This window comes from Microcoleus sp. K1-B1, assembly GCF_036704705.1.
GTDB lineage: Bacteria > Cyanobacteriota > Cyanobacteriia > Cyanobacteriales > Microcoleaceae > Microcoleus.
The window spans coordinates 1-18311 of sequence record NZ_JAUBSH010000088.1; the positions used below are offsets into that span (position 1 = coordinate 1).

Here is an 18311-nt window from a genome sequence, read left to right on the forward strand (position 1 = left end):
TATTTTTACCAACGGGGGATGAGGGCTATAAGTCAGATTCAGTCTAGCTCTTAGCCATCTTGTCACCCCCCCAGCTATTCGCCATCTTTCTACCGTAGCGCGAAAGTTTGATTTGTTAATGTCTGCGCCCAGCGCAGTTGAGAGCATCTGCCATAGCTCATAGCTAGCATCCCTTACATGACCCTGACTACAGTGATATTCTTCCGCAATTTGCGCGTATTTCCGATTATTTAAGACTCCCTTGAGGATTGCTACTTGCAGGGTGTCGAGGTGTTTGCCAGTCTTGGCAAACACTAGCTCATCAATAGAGTTTAAGACCTCTTGGGTATCCATCAGCATATCTGAATACAACACTATTTTAGTATAACCCGTTTTTTTCCGACTTTATCCGCTTTTTTCCGACTTGTCAAAGCTGCGATCAGTTGACATTATAAGTAGTATTAAGTTGGTTAAATTACTTACCGAATTATCGATGGGTGTATTTGGATCGTCAGCCACAATACAGAATTGATATAGCCAACAGCTATTACTTCACTTTGTCAATATGAACAAGTTAATTCCATTCGTTTTCCTCTCGTCTGTTCTCCTCCTTGCTACAACTGAAAGCACTTTTTATAAAGGTGTTAACGCTCAGTCATTCCAACGCAATCGCCCAGATTTAAACGGTCTACTAATTAGAAATCCGGGTAATAGTATGATTTTCTGGGTTGACCGTGGTCAGCGCCGCCATATCGCAGGTCCGAGTGTATATGGAAGATTGTTTGTACCCAACCAGCGAGATTATTTAGACACCGATGCCGTTGAACCCGGAGCATCCATAACAAATGATAACAGACTTGTCCGTTGTGGAGAAAACGGACATCCTTTGAAGAACCGCATATACCTTTTAGACCAGGGTACAAAAAGGCACGTTACCTCTCCAACTGTTATGAATAAGAATAACTTTAACGGGAAAGGGGTTAATACTATTGATTGTCCGGTTCTAGCTACGATAAAAGACGGAGATCCTATCCGGTAGAGTAGTCAAAAATAAGCAAGGGTTGCAGACTTCATAACTGTCATTCTTCGCTGAACCTTTTAGCTACCACTAGAATAGCGATCGCGCATTTCTTTCAGGAAACCTCAACAGTCTTTAAACCTTCAACTTTATCGCCAATTGAATTGCGCCGCTGACCTCGACGCTCCAAAAGTGCATCTATACCAGGATTAATCACTTCCTCAACCTCTCCATTATCACCATAAATTACTACCTCAAGCCATTGCGCTTTCGCTATTCCTACTGCATATTTAAGCGCAGCTTCCTGAGTGGGAAATACTCTCTCAACTGACTCAACACCTCCCTCAGTTACAACCCAACCATCTTGATGAGGTGAAACGTGGAACTTATGATTTAATTCATTCTCAACCCGTTGTCGCAAACCCATTATAGTAATGCCGACAATCGTTTCACTATCCTCATTGTAACGGGCAATTACGCTATCACTAATATCTAAAGCTACAGCATCTCGTGGTTCTCCTAATGAAAGATAGAGAACATCAGCTTCCAGATCGTAGAAACCTGTAATATTTGGGGAATCTTCCAGTATTTTTACTCTTGTGTCCATATTATTCGTTTATTTGATGAGGGCTGTTTTCTAAGGTAAGCTGTTGTGATAAATCCATCATAGTTACTTATTTCCAGATACACCACTACTACAAACTTTCTACTATCTGGAATTAGGGAATAAAATCGCAGAGCTAGCAATCCACCTGTAACGTCATCAATTTGAATTAGATCCGGGTTATCTAAAGTTTCTAAAACCCGCTCGTATTTATCTTTCATTTCTTGGTGTTCTTTCAATATATGCTCCCACCTTTCTTTTGTGAGGCGAATAGGAACATTATTAAATGAATAGCCACTCCAAATTATATTACCATCTTTGACCATATTATCTGATATTTGATAAATAAGCAAGGGCATCCACAACAGATGCCCTCACTACAACTAACTACGCGCCGACAGATTCCTTCGCTGCGTACAGCACCTCAACGGTAATCTTATCAATCCCCCGATCGCGCGCGAACTTCTCAGTATTCCGCTTCACCTTACCCCGCACAAAACCGGGGATTTTATTCAACTCAGCCTGTCCATCCTTCGTCCAACCCATATCAGAATCAGCCGAAATACCCTTGGTAATCACTTCCTTGGTATCGTGGCCGCCGAAGATTTCCAGCAAGTGGTCTTCCATGCCCAAAGTAAAGGAATTGTAGACCAAATCTACGCACTGATTCGTGCCTTCATAACCCAAAAATGGCTTGTAGCCGATCGGGAAATTTTGGACGTGAATCGGTGCAGCAATTACGCCGCAAGGAATATCCAACCGCTTACCTACGTGGCGTTCCATTTGCGTGCCGAAAATCGCCGAAGGTTCCGCTTTGGCGATCGCATCTCCGATCGCCCCGTGATCGTCCGTCACCAGCACTTCATCACAATACTCGCTAACCTGTTCCCGGAACCAATCAGCATCGTGTTTGCAGTATGTTCCTGCCCACACAACGTGGATTCCCATCTCGCGAGCCAAAATCTTCGTCATCGCCGCAGCGTGGGTATTATCGCCAAATACGACGGCTTTTTTGCCCGTTAAGTTTTGGCAGTCGATCGATCGCGAAAACCAAGCAGCCTGCGACACAAATCGAGTTTGTTGGTCAATAAAATCTTCGTAATTAACATCCGCACCTTGAGCCTTCAAAACTTGCTGAATCTTGCGGATACAGCGCGCAGTTTCTACCACACCCATCGGCGTAATATCCACCATCGGCGTACCAAATTCTTTTTGCAAATACTCCCCGGCCATCATCCCCAATTCCCGATAAGGAACCAAGTTAAACCAAGCGCGCGGCAGTCTTTTTAAGTTATGAACCGAAGCACCTTCGGGAATAACTTCGTTGACTTCAATGCCCAAATCTGCCATCAAACGCTTCAACTCGGTGCAGTCGTGCTGGTTGTGGAAACCCAGGGTAGACATACCGATAATGTTGACAGATGGTTTTTCGCTTTTGGCTTCTACTAAATCGCCTTTTTTGCGGGCTTTGTTAATGTAAAATTGGACGATTTGATCCAAAGTGCGATCGGCAGCTTGGAGTTCGTTTACCCGATAATGGTTAACATCCGCCAGCAATACATCGCCTTTGGCATCCAATTGAGCTCGTTCCACGAAGTTTTCCAAGTCTTCTTGCAGAATGCTGGAGGTGCAAGTCGGGGTGAGCACGATTAAATCTGGGTGTTCTTCTCTGTCTTTGCGGGTGATGTTGTCCACCACCCGTTCCTGCGAACCCCGCGCCAGTACGTGTCTGTCAACGACGCTGGTAGTCACCGGCGTGAAGTCCCGTTCCCTCTCCAGCATGGAACGCATGACGTTGAAATAGTCGTCTCCAATCGGTGCGTGCATGATTGCATGGACGTTTTTGAAGGAAGTGGCGACGCGCAGAGTGCCGATGTGGGCTGGGCCTGCGTACATCCAATAAGCCAATTTCATAAACAATACTCGGTAAGTGGGAAACTCAGAGTCTTTAGACCTGAGAGGAAACGACTTGGCGGTTAAAACCGCCTTGAATCCCCTCCGGCGAGGGGTGGAGGGGTATGGTTGCCCCTCCGGTGAGGTATGGTTGCCTCAATCTCCCTTGCGGGGTAATGTTAGCTTCGCCAATGTTATAAGAGCTTTTTAGACCTGCAACACTGCCTCAGTGACTTTAAGACTGTTTAATTGCAGATGACAGGGCAGGGGACTAGCTTCGCATCCACAGGGTGTCATGACTCAAATAACGTAGACCTCTAAGGTCTTAGGCTGGTCAGCACAGCTTGCTCGATCGCTCGAACAAGCTCAGTCCCTTTAGGGCTGAGTTACTGACAGGTATTTTTCCTGGTGCTGGTTGAGAATTGCCCGATCGGGCGATTACTGCTAAATTTTAAGGTTGTTTCTGATTTTCTCACCGGATGAATCCTTGAGAAATACTAATTTTCTGAGGATTTACAGATTTGGGAAATGCTCAAACGCTTTCCCTGCTTGGCATTTGACTCGCAATTCCAACAACTTTACCTGGGTTTTATGGCAATAATTCTTAATCTTTCCTCAAATTTTCTTAAGAATTAGGCAAATTTGATTAATGTAGGGTTCGCTGCCGCGCACCAGACAAGGTGCAATAATTCTGCATTTTGTGTCAAATTTACTCTGCTCAAACGGTCAATCGATTTTAGATTTTAGATTTTAGATTTTAGATTTTAGAATTGAAGCATTGACCCCACGGATAAATTCGGGGGTTTGTTTATCGGATAGAGGTTTTTTATTTCTGGACGGATGAATCCGGGGGCTTATATCCTGGATGCTTTCGGTCAGTTAGTATTGTTAATCGATCGGTCAAAATAGATAGAACTGAAGGAAATTTCAGCTTTTGAAGCAACACTTAACTTCCTCCGTGGCTCGGTAGCGAATTATAGTTAAGATTTGCACCGGTCGTTTTTTTGAAGCACCCCAAATTCGTGCGCGATCGCCGGAAAAAATAAATCTTCCAGCACTTGCGTATTTTCACGAGATGTGGTGACGCTCCACTAAAGTCAAGCGATTGCTTGGAATCTGAGATGATTTGGTTGTCAGAATGGCGATCGAGCATTAAAGTAAATCCTTGCACAAATCTTGTATTTGTGATTTTGTTTACCTAACTGCTGAGGTGACGAAAGCCCCAGCGTGCTTTTGTCAGCAGTAGCTCTTTCCTGTCAAGGCCTGCTTTCCCACACATCCCAAAAGATAGCTCTTGAGCGATAATGAAGAATAACATAGGATTTAGGATAATAAACCCGATTTACACGAAAAAATCTTGGGTTTGTCAACGACTAGCAACGAAGAAACCGGGTTTCTAGCCCGCCGCGCGTCAGTCCTGTAACATTGACCAAGCACACCTAATTTGAGAGAACCCAACTATGATGGCAATTCCCGGCGTTGCAGTTCTCGCTCTCATTTATGAAAGCAGCACTTCCCTGGTTTACCGCGGCCACAACGAGCAGAACAACCAACCTGTTATTATCAAACTTATCAAAGAAGACTATCCGACTCCTGAAGAACTGAATAGATACAAGCGCGAATATGAGATCACTGCCAACTTAAGCCTGTTGGACGGAGTTGTGAAAGTGTATAAGTTGCAACAGGTTAGAAATAGTCTGGCAATGATCTTAGAAGATTTTGGCGGGGAATCTTTAAAAATATTTATGGGTTCCCAAAAATTTACCCTTTTAGGATTTCTGACTACTGCCATCAAAGTTGCTGAAACTTTGGGAGAAATTCACGGAAAAAATGTAATTCATAAAGATATAAATCCATCTAATATAGTTTTTAATCCTGCTACAGGACAAGTTAAACTAATAGATTTCAGCATTTCAACTGCATCCAACCTGGAAAATATCCCCAATAAAAATCCCAATTTTTTAGAAGGCACTTTAGCCTATATGTCGCCCGAACAAACCGGCCGAATGAACCGGGTAGTCGATTATCGCACCGACTTTTATTCCCTCGGCGTGACCTTCTATGAAATCCTGGCAGGACAACTCCCTTTTTCCACTACAGATCCCATGGAGTTAGTTCACTGTCACATAGCCAAACAGCCAGTACCTCTCGCTGAAATAGCCGCAGAAATTCCTAAAACTGTTTCAGATATTGTGATGAAATTGTTAGCAAAAACCGCTGAGGAGCGCTATCAAAGTGCTTGGGGACTAAAAGCAGATTTGGAATCCTGCCTGTTTCAGTGGCAAACATCTGGGTTTGTTTCCGATTTTCCTCTCGGCAGCCAAGATATTTCCGACAAATTTCAAATACCTCAAAAACTTTACGGCAGACAGCGAGAAGTTGAAACTCTTTTAGCGGCATTTGAACGGGTAGCCGCAACAAATAATCGAGGCTACCGCACCGACGATTCTCAAATTTCTGTCATCAAAAAAGAGAGTAAATCGAAAAAAGAAATTCCCTTGTCAGTCCTAGCGAGAGGACAGCATAAATCCCGGAGCGAGATGATGCTGATTGCCGGTTATTCCGGCATTGGCAAATCTGCAATGGTGAAGATTTTAGACAAACCGATTACCCGCAGACGTGGATATTTTATTTGGGGAAAGTTTGACCAGTACAAGCGAACTATTCCTTACTCTGCCGTTGTCAGCGCATTTTCGGAATTGGTGCGGCAACTGTTAACTGAAAGTGAGGCTCAATTAGCAGTTTGGCGCGAAAAACTCCGCACTTCCTTCGGTCAAAACGGACAAATTATTATTGATGTCATTCCCGAAGTTGAACTAATTGTCGGAGCTCAGTCTCCTGTAGCTGAATTGGGGCCGACGGAATCTCTGAACCGCTTTAATTTAGTATTTCAAAATTTCATTCGCGTATTTTGCCAGCCCGAACATCCGCTGGTAATTTTTCTCGACGATTTGCAGTGGGCTGATTCTGCTACTCTCAAATTGATCGAATTGATGATGACAGATGAAGCTACGCAATATCTGTTTTTAATTGGCGCTTATCGGGATAATGAAGTTAGTCCCACTCATCCTTTAATGATGACTGTGGAGACGCTGCGAAATCAGGAAGCTATCATTAATCAGATTGCTTTGTCGCCGCTGGGGGTGGAAAACATAACTCATTTGATTGCGGAGACTTTGCACAGCGATCGAGAATCTGTCAAACCGTTAGCTGAATTGGTAATCAGCAAAACCGACGGCAATCCTTTTTTTGTCAATCAATTTCTGCAAACATTGTATCAGGAAAACCTGCTAGTTTTTCACCCGCCACAGTCAGGGAGCAAGGGCGGCTGGCATTGGGATATGACTCAAATTGAGCAGTGCGCTATCACTGACAATGTAGTAGATTTGATGGTACAAAAATTGAGAAAACTGCCAAGTTCAACGCAGCAAGTTTTGCGTTTAGTTGCTTGTTTGGGCAACGAATTTGACTTGAATACTCTTTCTTTAATTCATGAAAAAGAAGCCTCGGAAACTTTTTCTCACCTGTTGCCTGCGATTAAGTCGGGACTGATTCTGCCAACTTCGGAATTGGAAAGCAAGTCATTAGATTACGTGCTGTTTCCGCTATTAATTCTGAATTATAAATTTTTGCACGATCGCGTACAGCAAGCAGCTTACGCTCTGATCGACGACTCGCAAAAAAAGGCAGTTCACCTGAAAATAGGCAGGCAAATCCTAGAAAACACTCCGGCTGAATATCGCGCTGACAGAATCTTTGAATTAGTCGATCACTTGAATGTAGCTCGATCGCTAATTAGAGACGATCGAGAATTAATTGAACTGGCAACGCTGAATTTAGACGCGGCCCGCAGAGCCAAAGATGCCACTGCTTATGTTGCTGCCTTGCAGTATTTGACCGCAGGCATGGACGGTTTGAGCGCCGATATTTGGGATGCCCACTACGATTTAGCCTTTGCCTTGCATATGGAGCGGGCAAATGTTGAGTATTTAAACGGTTTTTTTGAGAAGTCTGAAGAATTTATTAATATAACTCTGGAAAAAGCGCGATCGCCCTTAGAAAAGGTAGAAATTTACAACCTGCTGATCGTGCAGTACACCCTGCGGGCGAAGTACGAAGAAGCCGTTAAAGCTGGAATCAAAGCTTTGGACTTGCTCGGAATTGACTTGCCACTAGACGGGCTACAAAAAGTCATATCCGAAGAATTTGCAACAGCCACAAATATTTTAGCAGGTAGAGAAATAGCTTCCCTAATTGACGCCCCCGAAATGACTGTACCAGACAAAAAAGTGGCAGTCAAATTAATTACAAACTTGCTGACATCGGCCTACCTCAAAAATCCCGACTTGTGGAAAGTCAGCGTTTTAAAAGGAGTCAATCTTTCTCTACAATACGGTTTAGTACCCGAAGCCTCTCTTTGCTATGCTGGCTACGGTATGTTCTTAAACGCAGTTTCGGGAGATTACAAAGCTGCCTATCAATTCGGCTTGCTCTCGCTGAATCTCAGCGAAAAATCTGGCAATATCGGCTTGAAATGCAGAGCTTGTTCATCCCTGGTCAGTATTTTTTATTACTGGTTCAACCACATCAAAGATTCCCACGCAATCAGCAATGAAGGATATCAAGCAGCTTTAGAATCAGGAGATTTAGAGTATGCGGGTTATATCCTGTCCAACCGCATAGCTAACTCATTTTTTCAAGGTAAAGAAATCTCGCAAATTCTGGTAGACACGAGCAGGTATTTGCAATTCAGCCAAAAAACCAAAAATCAGCTCGTAACCGATATATTATTAGGGGTAGAGTTAATCCTTCGTAACTTGAGCAAACTAACTCCTGAAAAGTTTGTATTTGAAAGCGAAGATATCAGCGAAGCTGAATACGTACACAACTGCCAAGCTCATCAAAATTTGTACTCGCTCTGCCTTTATCAGATTCGCAAATGCCAGGTGATGTACTGGTACGGCAACTTCAACGAAGCGCTACAACTAGCTTTTGAAGTAGAAAAACAGCTATCTTTTATTACCGGAGCGATACCCGCTACTGAATGGAATTTTTTCTTTTCTCTAACTTTAGCTGCCGTTTTCCCAAATGTTTCAGAAGACAAGCAAAAGGAATACTTGGAAAAGTTAGAGGAAAACCAAAAACAGATGAAAATTTGGGCAGACAACTGTGCCGAAAATTTTCTGCACAAGTATCTTTTAGTACAAGCAGAAATAGCCAGAATTTCCAAGAAAGATTCAGAAGCTGTAGAACTGTACGATTTCTCTATAAATTTAGCCCAAGACAATGAATTTGTCCAAAATGAAGCGCTAGCTAATGAACTAGCAGCTAAGTTTTGGTTGAGTAAAGGCAAGTATCAATATGCCAAAATCCACTTGCGCGAAGCTCACTCGTGCTACTTGCGCTGGGGTGCAGTTCGCAAAGTAGAAGATTTAGAACAGAAGTATCCGCAGTTGCGGGAAATGACGCCAATCAACGGCAGTTTTAACAACAGTCAAACTACCACAACTATTCATACTTCTACCGGCAGCGATGCCAGAGTGCTGGATTTGGCAACGGTAATGAAAGCATCTCTGGCGATTTCTAGCGAAATTGTCCTCGATAAGTTGCTGGCTTCTTTGATGAGAATTTCCTTAGAAAATGCGGGGGCTCAATTAGGTTTTCTGATTTTAGTCAGAGATGGTCAACTGTTGATTTCAGCTAAAGCGTCAGTATTTGCTGAAGATGTAGCGGTGCTGCAATTTACGCCTGTTGCAGACTATCATGATTTACCTGTGACGGTGATTAATTATGTGGAAAGGACTCGCTCGGATTTGGTGTTGAGCAATGCGGCGGCTGAGGGACTATTCACTGCCGATCCTTACATCGCTAAACACCAACTGCAATCTATTTTGTGTACTCCAATCATCAATCAAGGGAAACTGATCGGCATTCTTTATTTAGAAAACAATTTGACTGTCGGAGCATTTACTCCCCACAGATTGGAAGTTTTAAGGTTGCTTTCTTCCCAAGTTGCTATTTCTTTGGAAAATGCTCTACTTTACAATTCGGTGGAACAGAAAGTACAAGAGCGGACGCAGGAGTTAAATGAAAAAAACGAGCGCTTAGAACAAACTTTGCGCGAGCTTAAACTAACTCAAGCTCAATTAATCCAAACGGAAAAGATGTCGAGTTTGGGGCAAATGGTCGCTGGTGTAGCTCACGAAATTAATAATCCTGTAAGTTTCATCTACGGCAATCTTAATCCGGCTAGCGAATACGTTAAAGACTTGCTAAAATTGATTGAGCTTTACCAGCAGCACTATCCAGAACCTGCTGAGGAAATTCTAGAAGAAATAGAAACTATTGAGCTGGAATTTTTGAGCGAGGATTTGCAAAAGCTGCTGGATTCCATGAAAGTAGGAGCGGAAAGAATCCGGGATATTGTGCTAAGCTTGCGGAATTTCTCTCGCCTCGACGAAGCGCAAATGAAGTCGGTAGATATCCATCAAGGCATCGACAGTACGGTGATGTTGCTGCAACCGCGCCTGAGAAAAGAGGGCGGGCGTTTGGGAATTGAGGTGATTAAAAATTACAGCACGCTACCCCTAATTACTTGTTATGCGTCTCAGTTGAATCAGGTGTTTATGAATATTCTCACCAATGCGATCGATGCTCTCCTCGTAGCAAGAGATTGCCCGGAAAACTCTCATCAACAGCCTACGATTACAATTTCTACAGAGGTGACAGACAGGAATTCTGCCATAATTAGAATTGCCGACAGCGGGCCGGGGATGAGCACTGAGGTGCTGCACAAGATATTCGATCCATTTTTTACAACTAAGCCCGTGGGTTCGGGAACGGGTTTGGGATTGTCTATTTCTCACTCGATTGTTGTCAGTTCTCATGGGGGAAAATTGACTTGTGTTTCTGCACCGGGAGAGGGGAGCGAGTTTATTATTGAAATTCCGATCGCCCCCAGGCAAGTTTTGTAATCGGCACCACCATCAACCCACAGCATTACTGAAAGAGTAATGCTGTTTTAGAGAAAATGGAAGAATCACCGTCTCTACCTCTCTTGGTCTGCGTAAATCCGCTTGCGCCGTTCGTGATTGTTGACGATTCTGCGAAGCTGAGTGGGCATCGCTGTTGCAGGAATTTATAAAATAAGTTAGGAATGAGAATTAAATAACTTCCACTCTTGAAAGTGGGATGGGCGTCCCGCCCGTTCAAAAAGGACGGGCGGGACGCCCATCCCACAATAACAATTAAAATTGTAAGTTATTTAATTCGCGATCCTTAGTGATAAAGTTTCCAGCATTCTCGCGCAATTTCCCAATCCTCCTGCGTGTGAATTACCAAAATTCTCACCGCTGAATCCACTGCCGCAATATCTTGATCGATCGGTGACTGTTGATTTTTATCCCCATCCAATTTTAACCCGATAAATCCAAAAGCTTCGCAGGCGGCAGCCCGTACAACAGCAGAATTTTCCCCAACTCCCGCCGTAAAAATTAAAGCATCCAACCCTCCCAAACTCGCCAGCATGGCACCTATTCCGGCACGCAAACGGTGGATGTAAATATCCAAAGCAAGTTGAGCTCTCTGATTACCTTGGGCGATCGCATCTCCTATCTGCCGCAGATCGCTAGACACCCCTGAAATCCCTTTTAAACCAGAATTTCGATTGAGAATACCATCAAGTTTCTCAGCAGTAAAATCGGATTGTTTTAACAGATGAATGAGAATGCCTGGATCGATCGAACCCGATCGACTTCCCATCATCAAACCTTCCAAAGGCGTAAATCCCATCGTCGTGTCAACACTCCAGCCACCGCGAATGGCCGCCAGAGAACATCCGTTGCCCAAATGACAGCTAATCAACCGCAAATCTGCCACATCTTTACCCAGAATTTCTGCTGCCCGACGCGCACAATATTGATGGCTAATCCCGTGAAAACCGTAACGGCGAATCCCATTTTCCAGCCATTCATAGGGGCCGGGATAAACAAAGGCTGCGGGCGGCAATTGTGCGTGAAAAGCTGTATCAAATACTGCTACTTGCGGGACATTTGGGAGGATTTTTTCCAGGGCTTCGATGCCTTCCAAGTTAACCGGATTGTGGACAGGGGCGAAAACAGATAAACGGGCGATCGCCTTTTTAACATCCGGCGAAATTAACGTACTTTGCTGATAATCTTGTCCGCCATGTACGACGCGGTGGCCGACAATATCAATCTCGTTTAAATCATTAATGGTTTGAGTTCTTCCCTTCCAAAGACTCTCCAGCATTCGAGAAATAGCATCTTCCCGAGACTCGGATGCAAATTCCTCCTCAAGCCGATCGCCTTTTGCTGTTTTGACTTTCAACTCTGCTATACCCTGCTGATGAGTCCAGTCTATTTGAGCCTCCCAGAGGGGTTGCAAAGGTCGATCGGGCAGGACATCGTTTAACTCGTAAAGACAGCTCTTTTGACTGCTAGAACCCGCATTTAACACCAGTATTTTCATGCTTAATTATTTCCTGTTGATTCGTTCTTTCGATCGCTAGGCGATTGCAATCGCGTCTTGTCAAACTTTCGTCCGCCTGCACAGACTAAGAAACCTTGAGAGCCTGGGAAATTTATTAAGAAAAATGTCGAAAAATTAACTCTTAATGCAATGTGTAGCTAACAGTTGCATTTTTTTGATATATCTTCTAGGCAGATTTTCATTTACTAAAGTTTAAGGAGCAGATCGATGTTTACACCAATTTTACTTGCCACTGTCGCCAGAACCGTAGAGTGGAGCCCCACGACTGGTTTGATTATGATTATTTGCAATATTTTAGCTATTGCGATCGGCAAATCAACCATCCAGAAGCCTACCACAGGCCCAGCCGCGCCCTCGATATTGGGCGGTTTGAGCTTGGGTGCAGTTGTGGGAAGTCTCTGCTTCGGTCATATTTTGGGAACAGGTACGATTTTAGGATTGTCTTACATAGGCGCGATTTAGTTTCAGACTGTAGGGTGCGCCTCCGCACCTTATCCGCAATTTCAAGTACCGGGTAAATTGCGGAGGTTTTCATCCATGTACGATCGATCGCCCAAAACCTCCAGCAACGGGCCGCGAACATCAAACTTGACAATACTGACAGAAGCTGCTAAAGCGCTAATGCGATCGCGATAACGTCCCAAATCAATCCCCAACAGACTGCAAAGAATAATCCGAATAGTAGCTTTGTGGGAGACAACCAACACATTTCCATTCTTGTATTTTTCCTCAATTTCTGCAATAACTAAGGAAGCTCTACTGGCAATTTGTACCGAAGTTTCGCCGCCGTTGGGTGCATTCCAAGCCGGTTCAGTCAGCCAGTTAATATAATCTTCTGTATATTCTTTTTTGACTGACTCTAATGTTTTGCCTTCCCACTCACCGTACTTAATTTCCCTCAGTCCGTCGCGAAGCTGCATTTCAATTCCCACAGCATCGCACAAAGGTTTTGCAGTAGCAATTGTGCGTTTCATGGGACTGACATAAACAGCATCCCAAGGCAATTTCGCGTAAGTTCGGGCAAACTGTGCTGCCATTTGAACACCTTCTGCTGTTAATTCTGGATCGAGGTCGCCGCAGAAGCCACCTGTTTTGCTGTAAGTCGTTTCACCGTGCCGCAGAAAGTAGATTTTTAAGCTCATGACTTAAGTGTGTGTAAATTTTACTATGTTAGCAAAAGAGTTTAAAAAACTCCTTCAAATCATCGAGTGCAGGATTATTCCAATCCCAAATATCTTTTTTGCGTTCCATAACATAATCAAACCCAGACATACTGCATTTCTTTCCAGCTTGTTTCTGTTCCTGATTTGAGCAAGTATCATACCTGAGATAGATGCTCACCCATAATTTATCAAAATCTTTCTGCTTGATTTCCTTTCCCTCCTTTTCTTTTATGCAACTTCTCCAGCTATCCAAACAATCAGCATAAGGTGATTCTCTAGCCTTTATTGCCTTTAAAAGCGTTTCCAGTTCGCCTTTACCTCCAACATTTGTAAAGTAACAAGCCAATTTTGCATTTGTTCCATTATCTCCAGAAATATCGATAAATTGTTTAGTGCTTAACAAAGTTTCAGATTCAAACACCTGTTTTATACATTTATCTACGAATTTCAGCCTCTCTTGCTCTGAATCGTTATCAATATCAATAATAATCCCAATCTTTTCAATATCTCTTTTTTGCAGGTCGGCTTCTAAATCTTTTAAAGTATTGATTAACTTTGTTTCGCTCAAACCTTCCAAACTTTCATAATCTATATAGATAGGTGGTTCTACCTCAATATCGCAGTTTAGTTTCTCAACCATTGCCTTCATAAAAATTGCATCATTTTTACTTTCTACTATGACAATATTACTCACCTCTCACTCCTTTCTGATGCTCTAGTGCGTAATTCAAGGTTTCCAAATCGCGTCTGATGCCGATGATTTGATTTGTTTTGGGTTTCTTTGCTAGTTCAAAATATGCGCTGCTGCATTCTTGATTGGGTTCCAAACCCACATCAGCAAATGCTTGCAGCATCTCTAAACTGTGAGTTGTGGCAAAAATCTGCGTATCCAGTTCCACCGCCAAGCGAAATAAAATTCTCCAAAACTCCCGCTGGTTTGTATAGTGTATGCCATTCTCTATTTCATCAATTAGCAGTATTTTGTGTTTATTGTTTACTAATTTAAGAATAATATATGCAACTCTATTCATTGCATCTCCAAACAATGATAAAGGCAAACGCTTTTCGCCCTTTCTTCTTAAGTAAAGTGTGGGTTCGCCAATTGAAAAACTTTCTACAGATTCGATCGTAGGGTCAATAATTTGAAAAGCTTTCAAAACTTCGCTATCTTTATCTTCCAAGCGCGCGTGATCGAATGACTCTATGAGTTTTCTTCCTGGAATTCTGATAAAAGGAGGAACGATCGGTATTTCGTACACAAGGAAATTTGTATTACTCATTGAGCTTCTATAAGTAACACTTCCTACTAACTCGTTAAAGATCTTTTCACCTTTTATTGTTTTAATAATTAAATCAGAATCACGTGAATTGATTTCTATTTGAATCTCTACTAGATCGAGATTATCATTGGCATTATCATTCTTTCCCTGAATAACTATAGTTTTATCTTTTTTTAAGGCATAAAATAAGTTATTCCATGCTCTATCTGGCATAGCATCTAGGGCGGCTGATGACTCTCTTCTCAGCTCTCTTAGCATTACTATACTACTAAGATCGGGAGCAAAATTGAGAAAAATTGCTTCTAGCAAGGCTGTCTTGCCAGCATTATTTTTACCGCCGATTAAATTGACTCTTTCAAACCCAGAAATTTTGATTTGCTCAAAACACCTAAAATTTTGGATTTCTATTTCTTTAAGCATTCCCGCCTCTTTTGAATGTACAAATCCTAAACCACCGTTGATTTATGCTAAGATTAATTCTATCTTAGTTGTTTTACTTCATCCGCAACAAGCGACGAATGTCATGCAGACTATAGACCTCTTTGAAGTCATTGAACGCGATCCAAGCAAGGTGAGTGGTGCATGGGTATTTCGGGGAACGCGCGTACCTGTTGCCGCCTTTTTCGAGAATATTAAAGATGGAGCATCTATTGACCAGTTTCTCGAATGGTTTCCGGGAGTAACTCGCGCCCAAGTTGAGGTATTACTCGATCGCGCCCTAGCCTCAATAACGCAGATGGCGCAGGCATGAAGATATCGATTAACCCGCAAGTCCGCCGGGGGTTGAAAACCCCCGTCTCATAGCGAAAGTCCTCTAAAAGAGGACTGAAAAGCCAATTAAATAAACCACTTAATTCCTAATTTCAAATCTCAAATCTCCAATCTCCAATCAATAATTCCCAATCTAACATCTAAAATCTAAAATCGATAGTCAGTTTCAACTGACTTTTGCTATGAGACAGGGGTTTTCAACCCCTGGCGGACTCGCGGACTAACGACAGATATCTCATAGCAACTAAAAAAGCCCTCAATTTCTGAGGACTTTCTTTTCAGACAGCGATCGCACCTATCCCGGTGCACCCGATCGCACGGTTTGATCTCCTGTCGTTGTCGGATCTTTCGTTTCCTTCGGCGCTTCCGACGAAACCGCACCCGCGTGCGGCCACTTCCAGTCGCGGATTTCCGGCATATCATCGCCGTGTTCGTTGATATAATGCCTGTGTTCGATCAGCTTGTCACGGATAGCTTGTTTGCCGTAAGCTGCGACAGAACTCAGTTTTGGAACGCGATCGAGTACATCTCCAACTAAATGGAATCGATCGAGGTCATTAATCACCACCATATCAAACGGCGTCGTAGTCGTTCCCTCTTCCTTGTAACCCCGAACGTGAATATTCGAGTGATTTGTCCGGCGATAAGTCAAGCGGTGAATCAGCCAAGGATAGCCGTGAAAAGCAAAAATCACCGGCTTATCTTTGGTGAACAAAGTATCAAAATCCTTGTCAGACAAACCGTGGGGATGTTCGCTAGCAGGTTGCAGCGTCATCAAATCCACCACATTCACTACCCGCACTTTTAAATCGGGATAATCTCGGCGGAGAATGTCAACCGCAGCCAAAGTTTCCAGCGTCGGAACATCACCCGCGCAAGCCATCACCACATCTGGTTCGCCACCTTTATCGTTGCTAGCCCACTCCCAAATGCCGATGCCGGCGGTACAGTGTTTAATCGCAGAATCCATATCCAAATACTGCAATGCCGGCTGCTTCCCTGCAATAATCACGTTGACATAGTGGCGGCTGCGGAGACAGTGATCCGTTACTGACAGCAAAGTATTAGCATCGGGCGGCAAATAAATCCGCACCACTTCCGCTTTCTTGTTAATTACGTGGTCGATAAAACCCGGATCTTGGTGAGAAAAACCGTTGTGGTCTTGTCGCCAAACGTGAGAAGTTAGTAAGTAATTCAGAGATGCGATCGGTCGGCGCCAAGGAATGTGACGAGTAGTTTTCAACCACTTGGCGTGTTGGTTGAACATCGAATCGATGATGTGAATAAACGCCTCGTAGCAGGAGAAAAAGCCGTGGCGTCCCGTCAGCAAATAGCCTTCCAGCCATCCCTGACATAGATGTTCGCTGAGAACTTCCATCACCCGGCCTTCGGGGGAGATGTGGTCGTCTTCGGGCAAAATTTCCCCCGCCCACATCCGGTTCGTCACTTCAAACACCGGATCGAGGCGGTTTGAGGCCGTCTCGTCAGGCCCGACAATGCGGAAATTGGCGTTTTCCTGATTGAGTGTCATCACCTCTCGCAGGAAGCGGCCGGAAACGCGGGTTGCTTCTGCCATTACAGTGCCCGGTTTTTGCACATCAACGGCGTAGTCTTCAAATTTCGGCATTTTCAAGTCTCGCAGCAGCAGACCGCCGTTAGCGTGGGGATTTGCCCCCATGCGCCGAGATCCCTTGGGCGCGAGTTCTGCTAATTCAGGAATTAACTTGCCGTTTTCGTCGAAGAGTTCTTCCGGCTTATAGCTTTTCATCCAATCTTCGAGGAGTTGGACGTGTCCCGGCTTAGAAGCCATTTCCGAAAGTGGGACTTGGTGCGATCGCCAATAATCCTCTGTTTTCTTACCGTCTACTTCCTTCGGCCCCGTCCAGCCTTTGGGAGTTTTCATCACAATCATCGGCCACTGGGGACGACCGGAATAGCCCTCCGTCCGGGCTTTTTCCTGAATCGCCTTAATTTCGCCGATCGCGGTATCGAGAGTTGCAGCCATCAACTGGTGCATGGTTTCCGGGTCTGAACCTTCCACCCAATAAGGTTTGTAGCCATAACCGACCATCAAACTTTCCAATTCCTCTTGCGGAATGCGGGCCAACAGCGTTGGATTGGCAATTTTGTAGCCATTCAAGTGCAAAATCGGCAACACGGCCCCGTCGCGAACCGGGTTGAGAAACTTGTTAGAATGCCAGCTAGCAGCCAAGGGGCCGCTTTCGGCTTCCCCGTCACCGACAACGGCCGCCACAATCAAATCGGGATTGTCGAAGACGGCACCGTAAGCGTGGACGAGGGCGTAGCCGAGTTCCCCCCCTTCGTGAATCGAACCGGGGGTTTCCGGGGCGACGTGGCTGGGGATACCGCCGGGAAAGGAGAACTGTTTGAACAGCCGCTTGATACCCTCTTCATCTTCGGAAATGTTCGAGTAATATTCGCTGTAAGTGCCTTCGAGATAGGTGTTGGCGACCAAGCCCGGCCCGCCGTGTCCGGGGCCTGCGATGTAGATGGCGTTGAGGTCTTGGGCTTTGATGATGCGGTTGAGGTGAACGTAGATGAAGTTTAGGCCTGGAGTGGTGCCCCAATGTCCGAGGAGTCTCGGTTTGACGTGTTCGATTTTGAGGGGTTCTTTGAGTAGGGGGTTGTCGAGGAGATAGATTTGTCCGACGGATAGGTAGTTTGCCGCCCGCCAGTAGGCGTTCATTTTGTGTAGTTCTGAGTCGGAAAGCGGCTTTAATTGCGGGATCTCGGTTGTTCCTAGCATCATCAGCTATTGACTCCTAAGTTGTGGTTGTTTTCTAAAGTGCGATCGTGAAGTGCGATCGATATTAATTGGTTATCTGTGACATTTTGTATTTAAACTCCATGTCTTCCACACCAACTATTGAATTCTAGCTTGTTTATGTCTCCATCAAAGTTTAAATCAATGTTAATTTATGGCTAAACATCGCACAATTTCGAGGTAATAAAGATAGAGATTTGCGGGGATCAAGGAATTCAGTAATATAAAATAGGATTTACACAAGATTTTTCCTAGAGTGTGCACTTTGCACCTGATGCGTATGTGCTGCGGGTCGCCGGATGTGCTG

The 18311-nt window shown here is 44.2% G+C and carries 11 protein-coding genes and 1 pseudogene; 3 read left to right on the top strand and 9 right to left on the bottom strand.

The genetic code is table 11. The features are described 5' to 3' along the window. The 4 genes and pseudogenes from QUA83_RS24155 to bchB form a co-directional block, all read right to left on the bottom strand. Positions 1-333: pseudogene (locus QUA83_RS24155) on the bottom strand (hypothetical protein); the annotation flags it as partial. A gap of 779 nt (positions 334-1112) precedes the next feature. Next, complete coding sequence (locus tag QUA83_RS24160) at positions 1113-1604, bottom strand: DUF2188 domain-containing protein (RefSeq protein WP_333296401.1); 492 nt, start codon at positions 1602-1604, stop codon at positions 1113-1115. Then, entirely contained in the window at positions 1589-1960 is a 372-nt protein-coding gene (locus tag QUA83_RS24165; protein ID WP_333296403.1) for a hypothetical protein, read from the bottom strand. The genes QUA83_RS24160 and QUA83_RS24165 overlap by 16 nt, the downstream gene beginning before the upstream one ends. A gap of 28 nt (positions 1961-1988) precedes the next feature. Next, positions 1989-3515: a ferredoxin:protochlorophyllide reductase (ATP-dependent) subunit B gene (bchB, locus tag QUA83_RS24170; RefSeq protein WP_333296404.1), complete on the bottom strand. Its 1527-nt coding sequence runs from the start codon at positions 3513-3515 to the stop codon at positions 1989-1991. 1439 nt (positions 3516-4954) lie between these two features. Between bchB and QUA83_RS24175 the strand changes: the two genes are divergently transcribed. Beyond that, a complete protein-coding gene (locus tag QUA83_RS24175) occupies positions 4955-10468 on the top strand; it encodes an AAA family ATPase (protein ID WP_333296405.1) in 5514 nt (1837 codons plus the stop codon). A 304-nt stretch (positions 10469-10772) separates the two neighbouring features. On the opposite strand, the gene QUA83_RS24180 is transcribed toward QUA83_RS24175, so the two are convergent. Continuing rightward, positions 10773-11984 (bottom strand): acetate kinase, encoded by a 1212-nt coding sequence (locus QUA83_RS24180; protein WP_333296406.1) that lies wholly within the window; start codon positions 11982-11984, stop codon positions 10773-10775. Positions 11985-12212: 228 nt separating this feature from the next. Between QUA83_RS24180 and psaK the strand changes: the two genes are divergently transcribed. After that, a complete protein-coding gene (gene psaK, locus QUA83_RS24185) occupies positions 12213-12467 on the top strand; it encodes a photosystem I reaction center subunit PsaK (RefSeq protein WP_333296407.1) in 255 nt (84 codons plus the stop codon). Positions 12468-12508: 41 nt separating this feature from the next. On the opposite strand, the gene QUA83_RS24190 is transcribed toward psaK, so the two are convergent. Genes QUA83_RS24190 through QUA83_RS24200 form a run of 3 tightly spaced genes read right to left on the bottom strand, consistent with a single transcriptional unit; the run spans position 12509 to position 14868 of the window. Continuing rightward, positions 12509-13147 (bottom strand): histidine phosphatase family protein, encoded by a 639-nt coding sequence (locus QUA83_RS24190; protein ID WP_333296409.1) that lies wholly within the window; start codon positions 13145-13147, stop codon positions 12509-12511. A 28-nt stretch (positions 13148-13175) separates the two neighbouring features. Continuing rightward, on the bottom strand, positions 13176-13862 hold the full coding sequence (locus QUA83_RS24195; RefSeq protein ID WP_333296411.1) for a DUF3226 domain-containing protein: 687 nt from the start codon (positions 13860-13862) through the stop codon (positions 13176-13178). After that, a complete protein-coding gene (locus tag QUA83_RS24200; RefSeq protein WP_333099672.1) occupies positions 13855-14868 on the bottom strand; it encodes an AAA family ATPase in 1014 nt (337 codons plus the stop codon). Before QUA83_RS24200 ends, QUA83_RS24195 begins: the two co-directional genes overlap by 8 nt. 103 nt (positions 14869-14971) lie before the next feature. Here QUA83_RS24200 and QUA83_RS24205 point away from each other — a divergent pair, with 103 nt between their 5' ends. After that, positions 14972-15199 (top strand): DUF433 domain-containing protein, encoded by a 228-nt coding sequence (locus QUA83_RS24205; RefSeq protein WP_333099673.1) that lies wholly within the window; start codon positions 14972-14974, stop codon positions 15197-15199. A 315-nt stretch (positions 15200-15514) separates the two neighbouring features. Here QUA83_RS24205 and QUA83_RS24210 read toward each other — a convergent pair whose 3' ends face one another. After that, on the bottom strand, positions 15515-17989 hold the full coding sequence (locus tag QUA83_RS24210) for a phosphoketolase family protein (RefSeq protein WP_333296413.1): 2475 nt from the start codon (positions 17987-17989) through the stop codon (positions 15515-15517). Between the last annotated feature and the right edge of the window lie 322 nt (positions 17990-18311).

Coding starts and splice junctions, on each gene's coding strand:
- QUA83_RS24175 (WP_333296405.1), top strand. CDS start 4,955: ATGATGGCAATTCCCGGCGTTGCAGTTCTCGCTCTCATTTATGAAAGC.
- QUA83_RS24210 (WP_333296413.1), bottom strand. CDS start 17,989: ATGATGCTAGGAACAACCGAGATCCCGCAATTAAAGCCGCTTTCCGAC.
- QUA83_RS24200 (WP_333099672.1), bottom strand. CDS start 14,868: ATGCTTAAAGAAATAGAAATCCAAAATTTTAGGTGTTTTGAGCAAATC.
- QUA83_RS24165 (WP_333296403.1), bottom strand. CDS start 1,960: ATGCCCTTGCTTATTTATCAAATATCAGATAATATGGTCAAAGATGGT.
- QUA83_RS24190 (WP_333296409.1), bottom strand. CDS start 13,147: ATGAGCTTAAAAATCTACTTTCTGCGGCACGGTGAAACGACTTACAGC.
- QUA83_RS24180 (WP_333296406.1), bottom strand. CDS start 11,984: ATGAAAATACTGGTGTTAAATGCGGGTTCTAGCAGTCAAAAGAGCTGT.
- QUA83_RS24160 (WP_333296401.1), bottom strand. CDS start 1,604: ATGGACACAAGAGTAAAAATACTGGAAGATTCCCCAAATATTACAGGT.
- psaK (WP_333296407.1), top strand. CDS start 12,213: ATGTTTACACCAATTTTACTTGCCACTGTCGCCAGAACCGTAGAGTGG.
- bchB (WP_333296404.1), bottom strand. CDS start 3,515: ATGAAATTGGCTTATTGGATGTACGCAGGCCCAGCCCACATCGGCACT.
- QUA83_RS24205 (WP_333099673.1), top strand. CDS start 14,972: ATGCAGACTATAGACCTCTTTGAAGTCATTGAACGCGATCCAAGCAAG.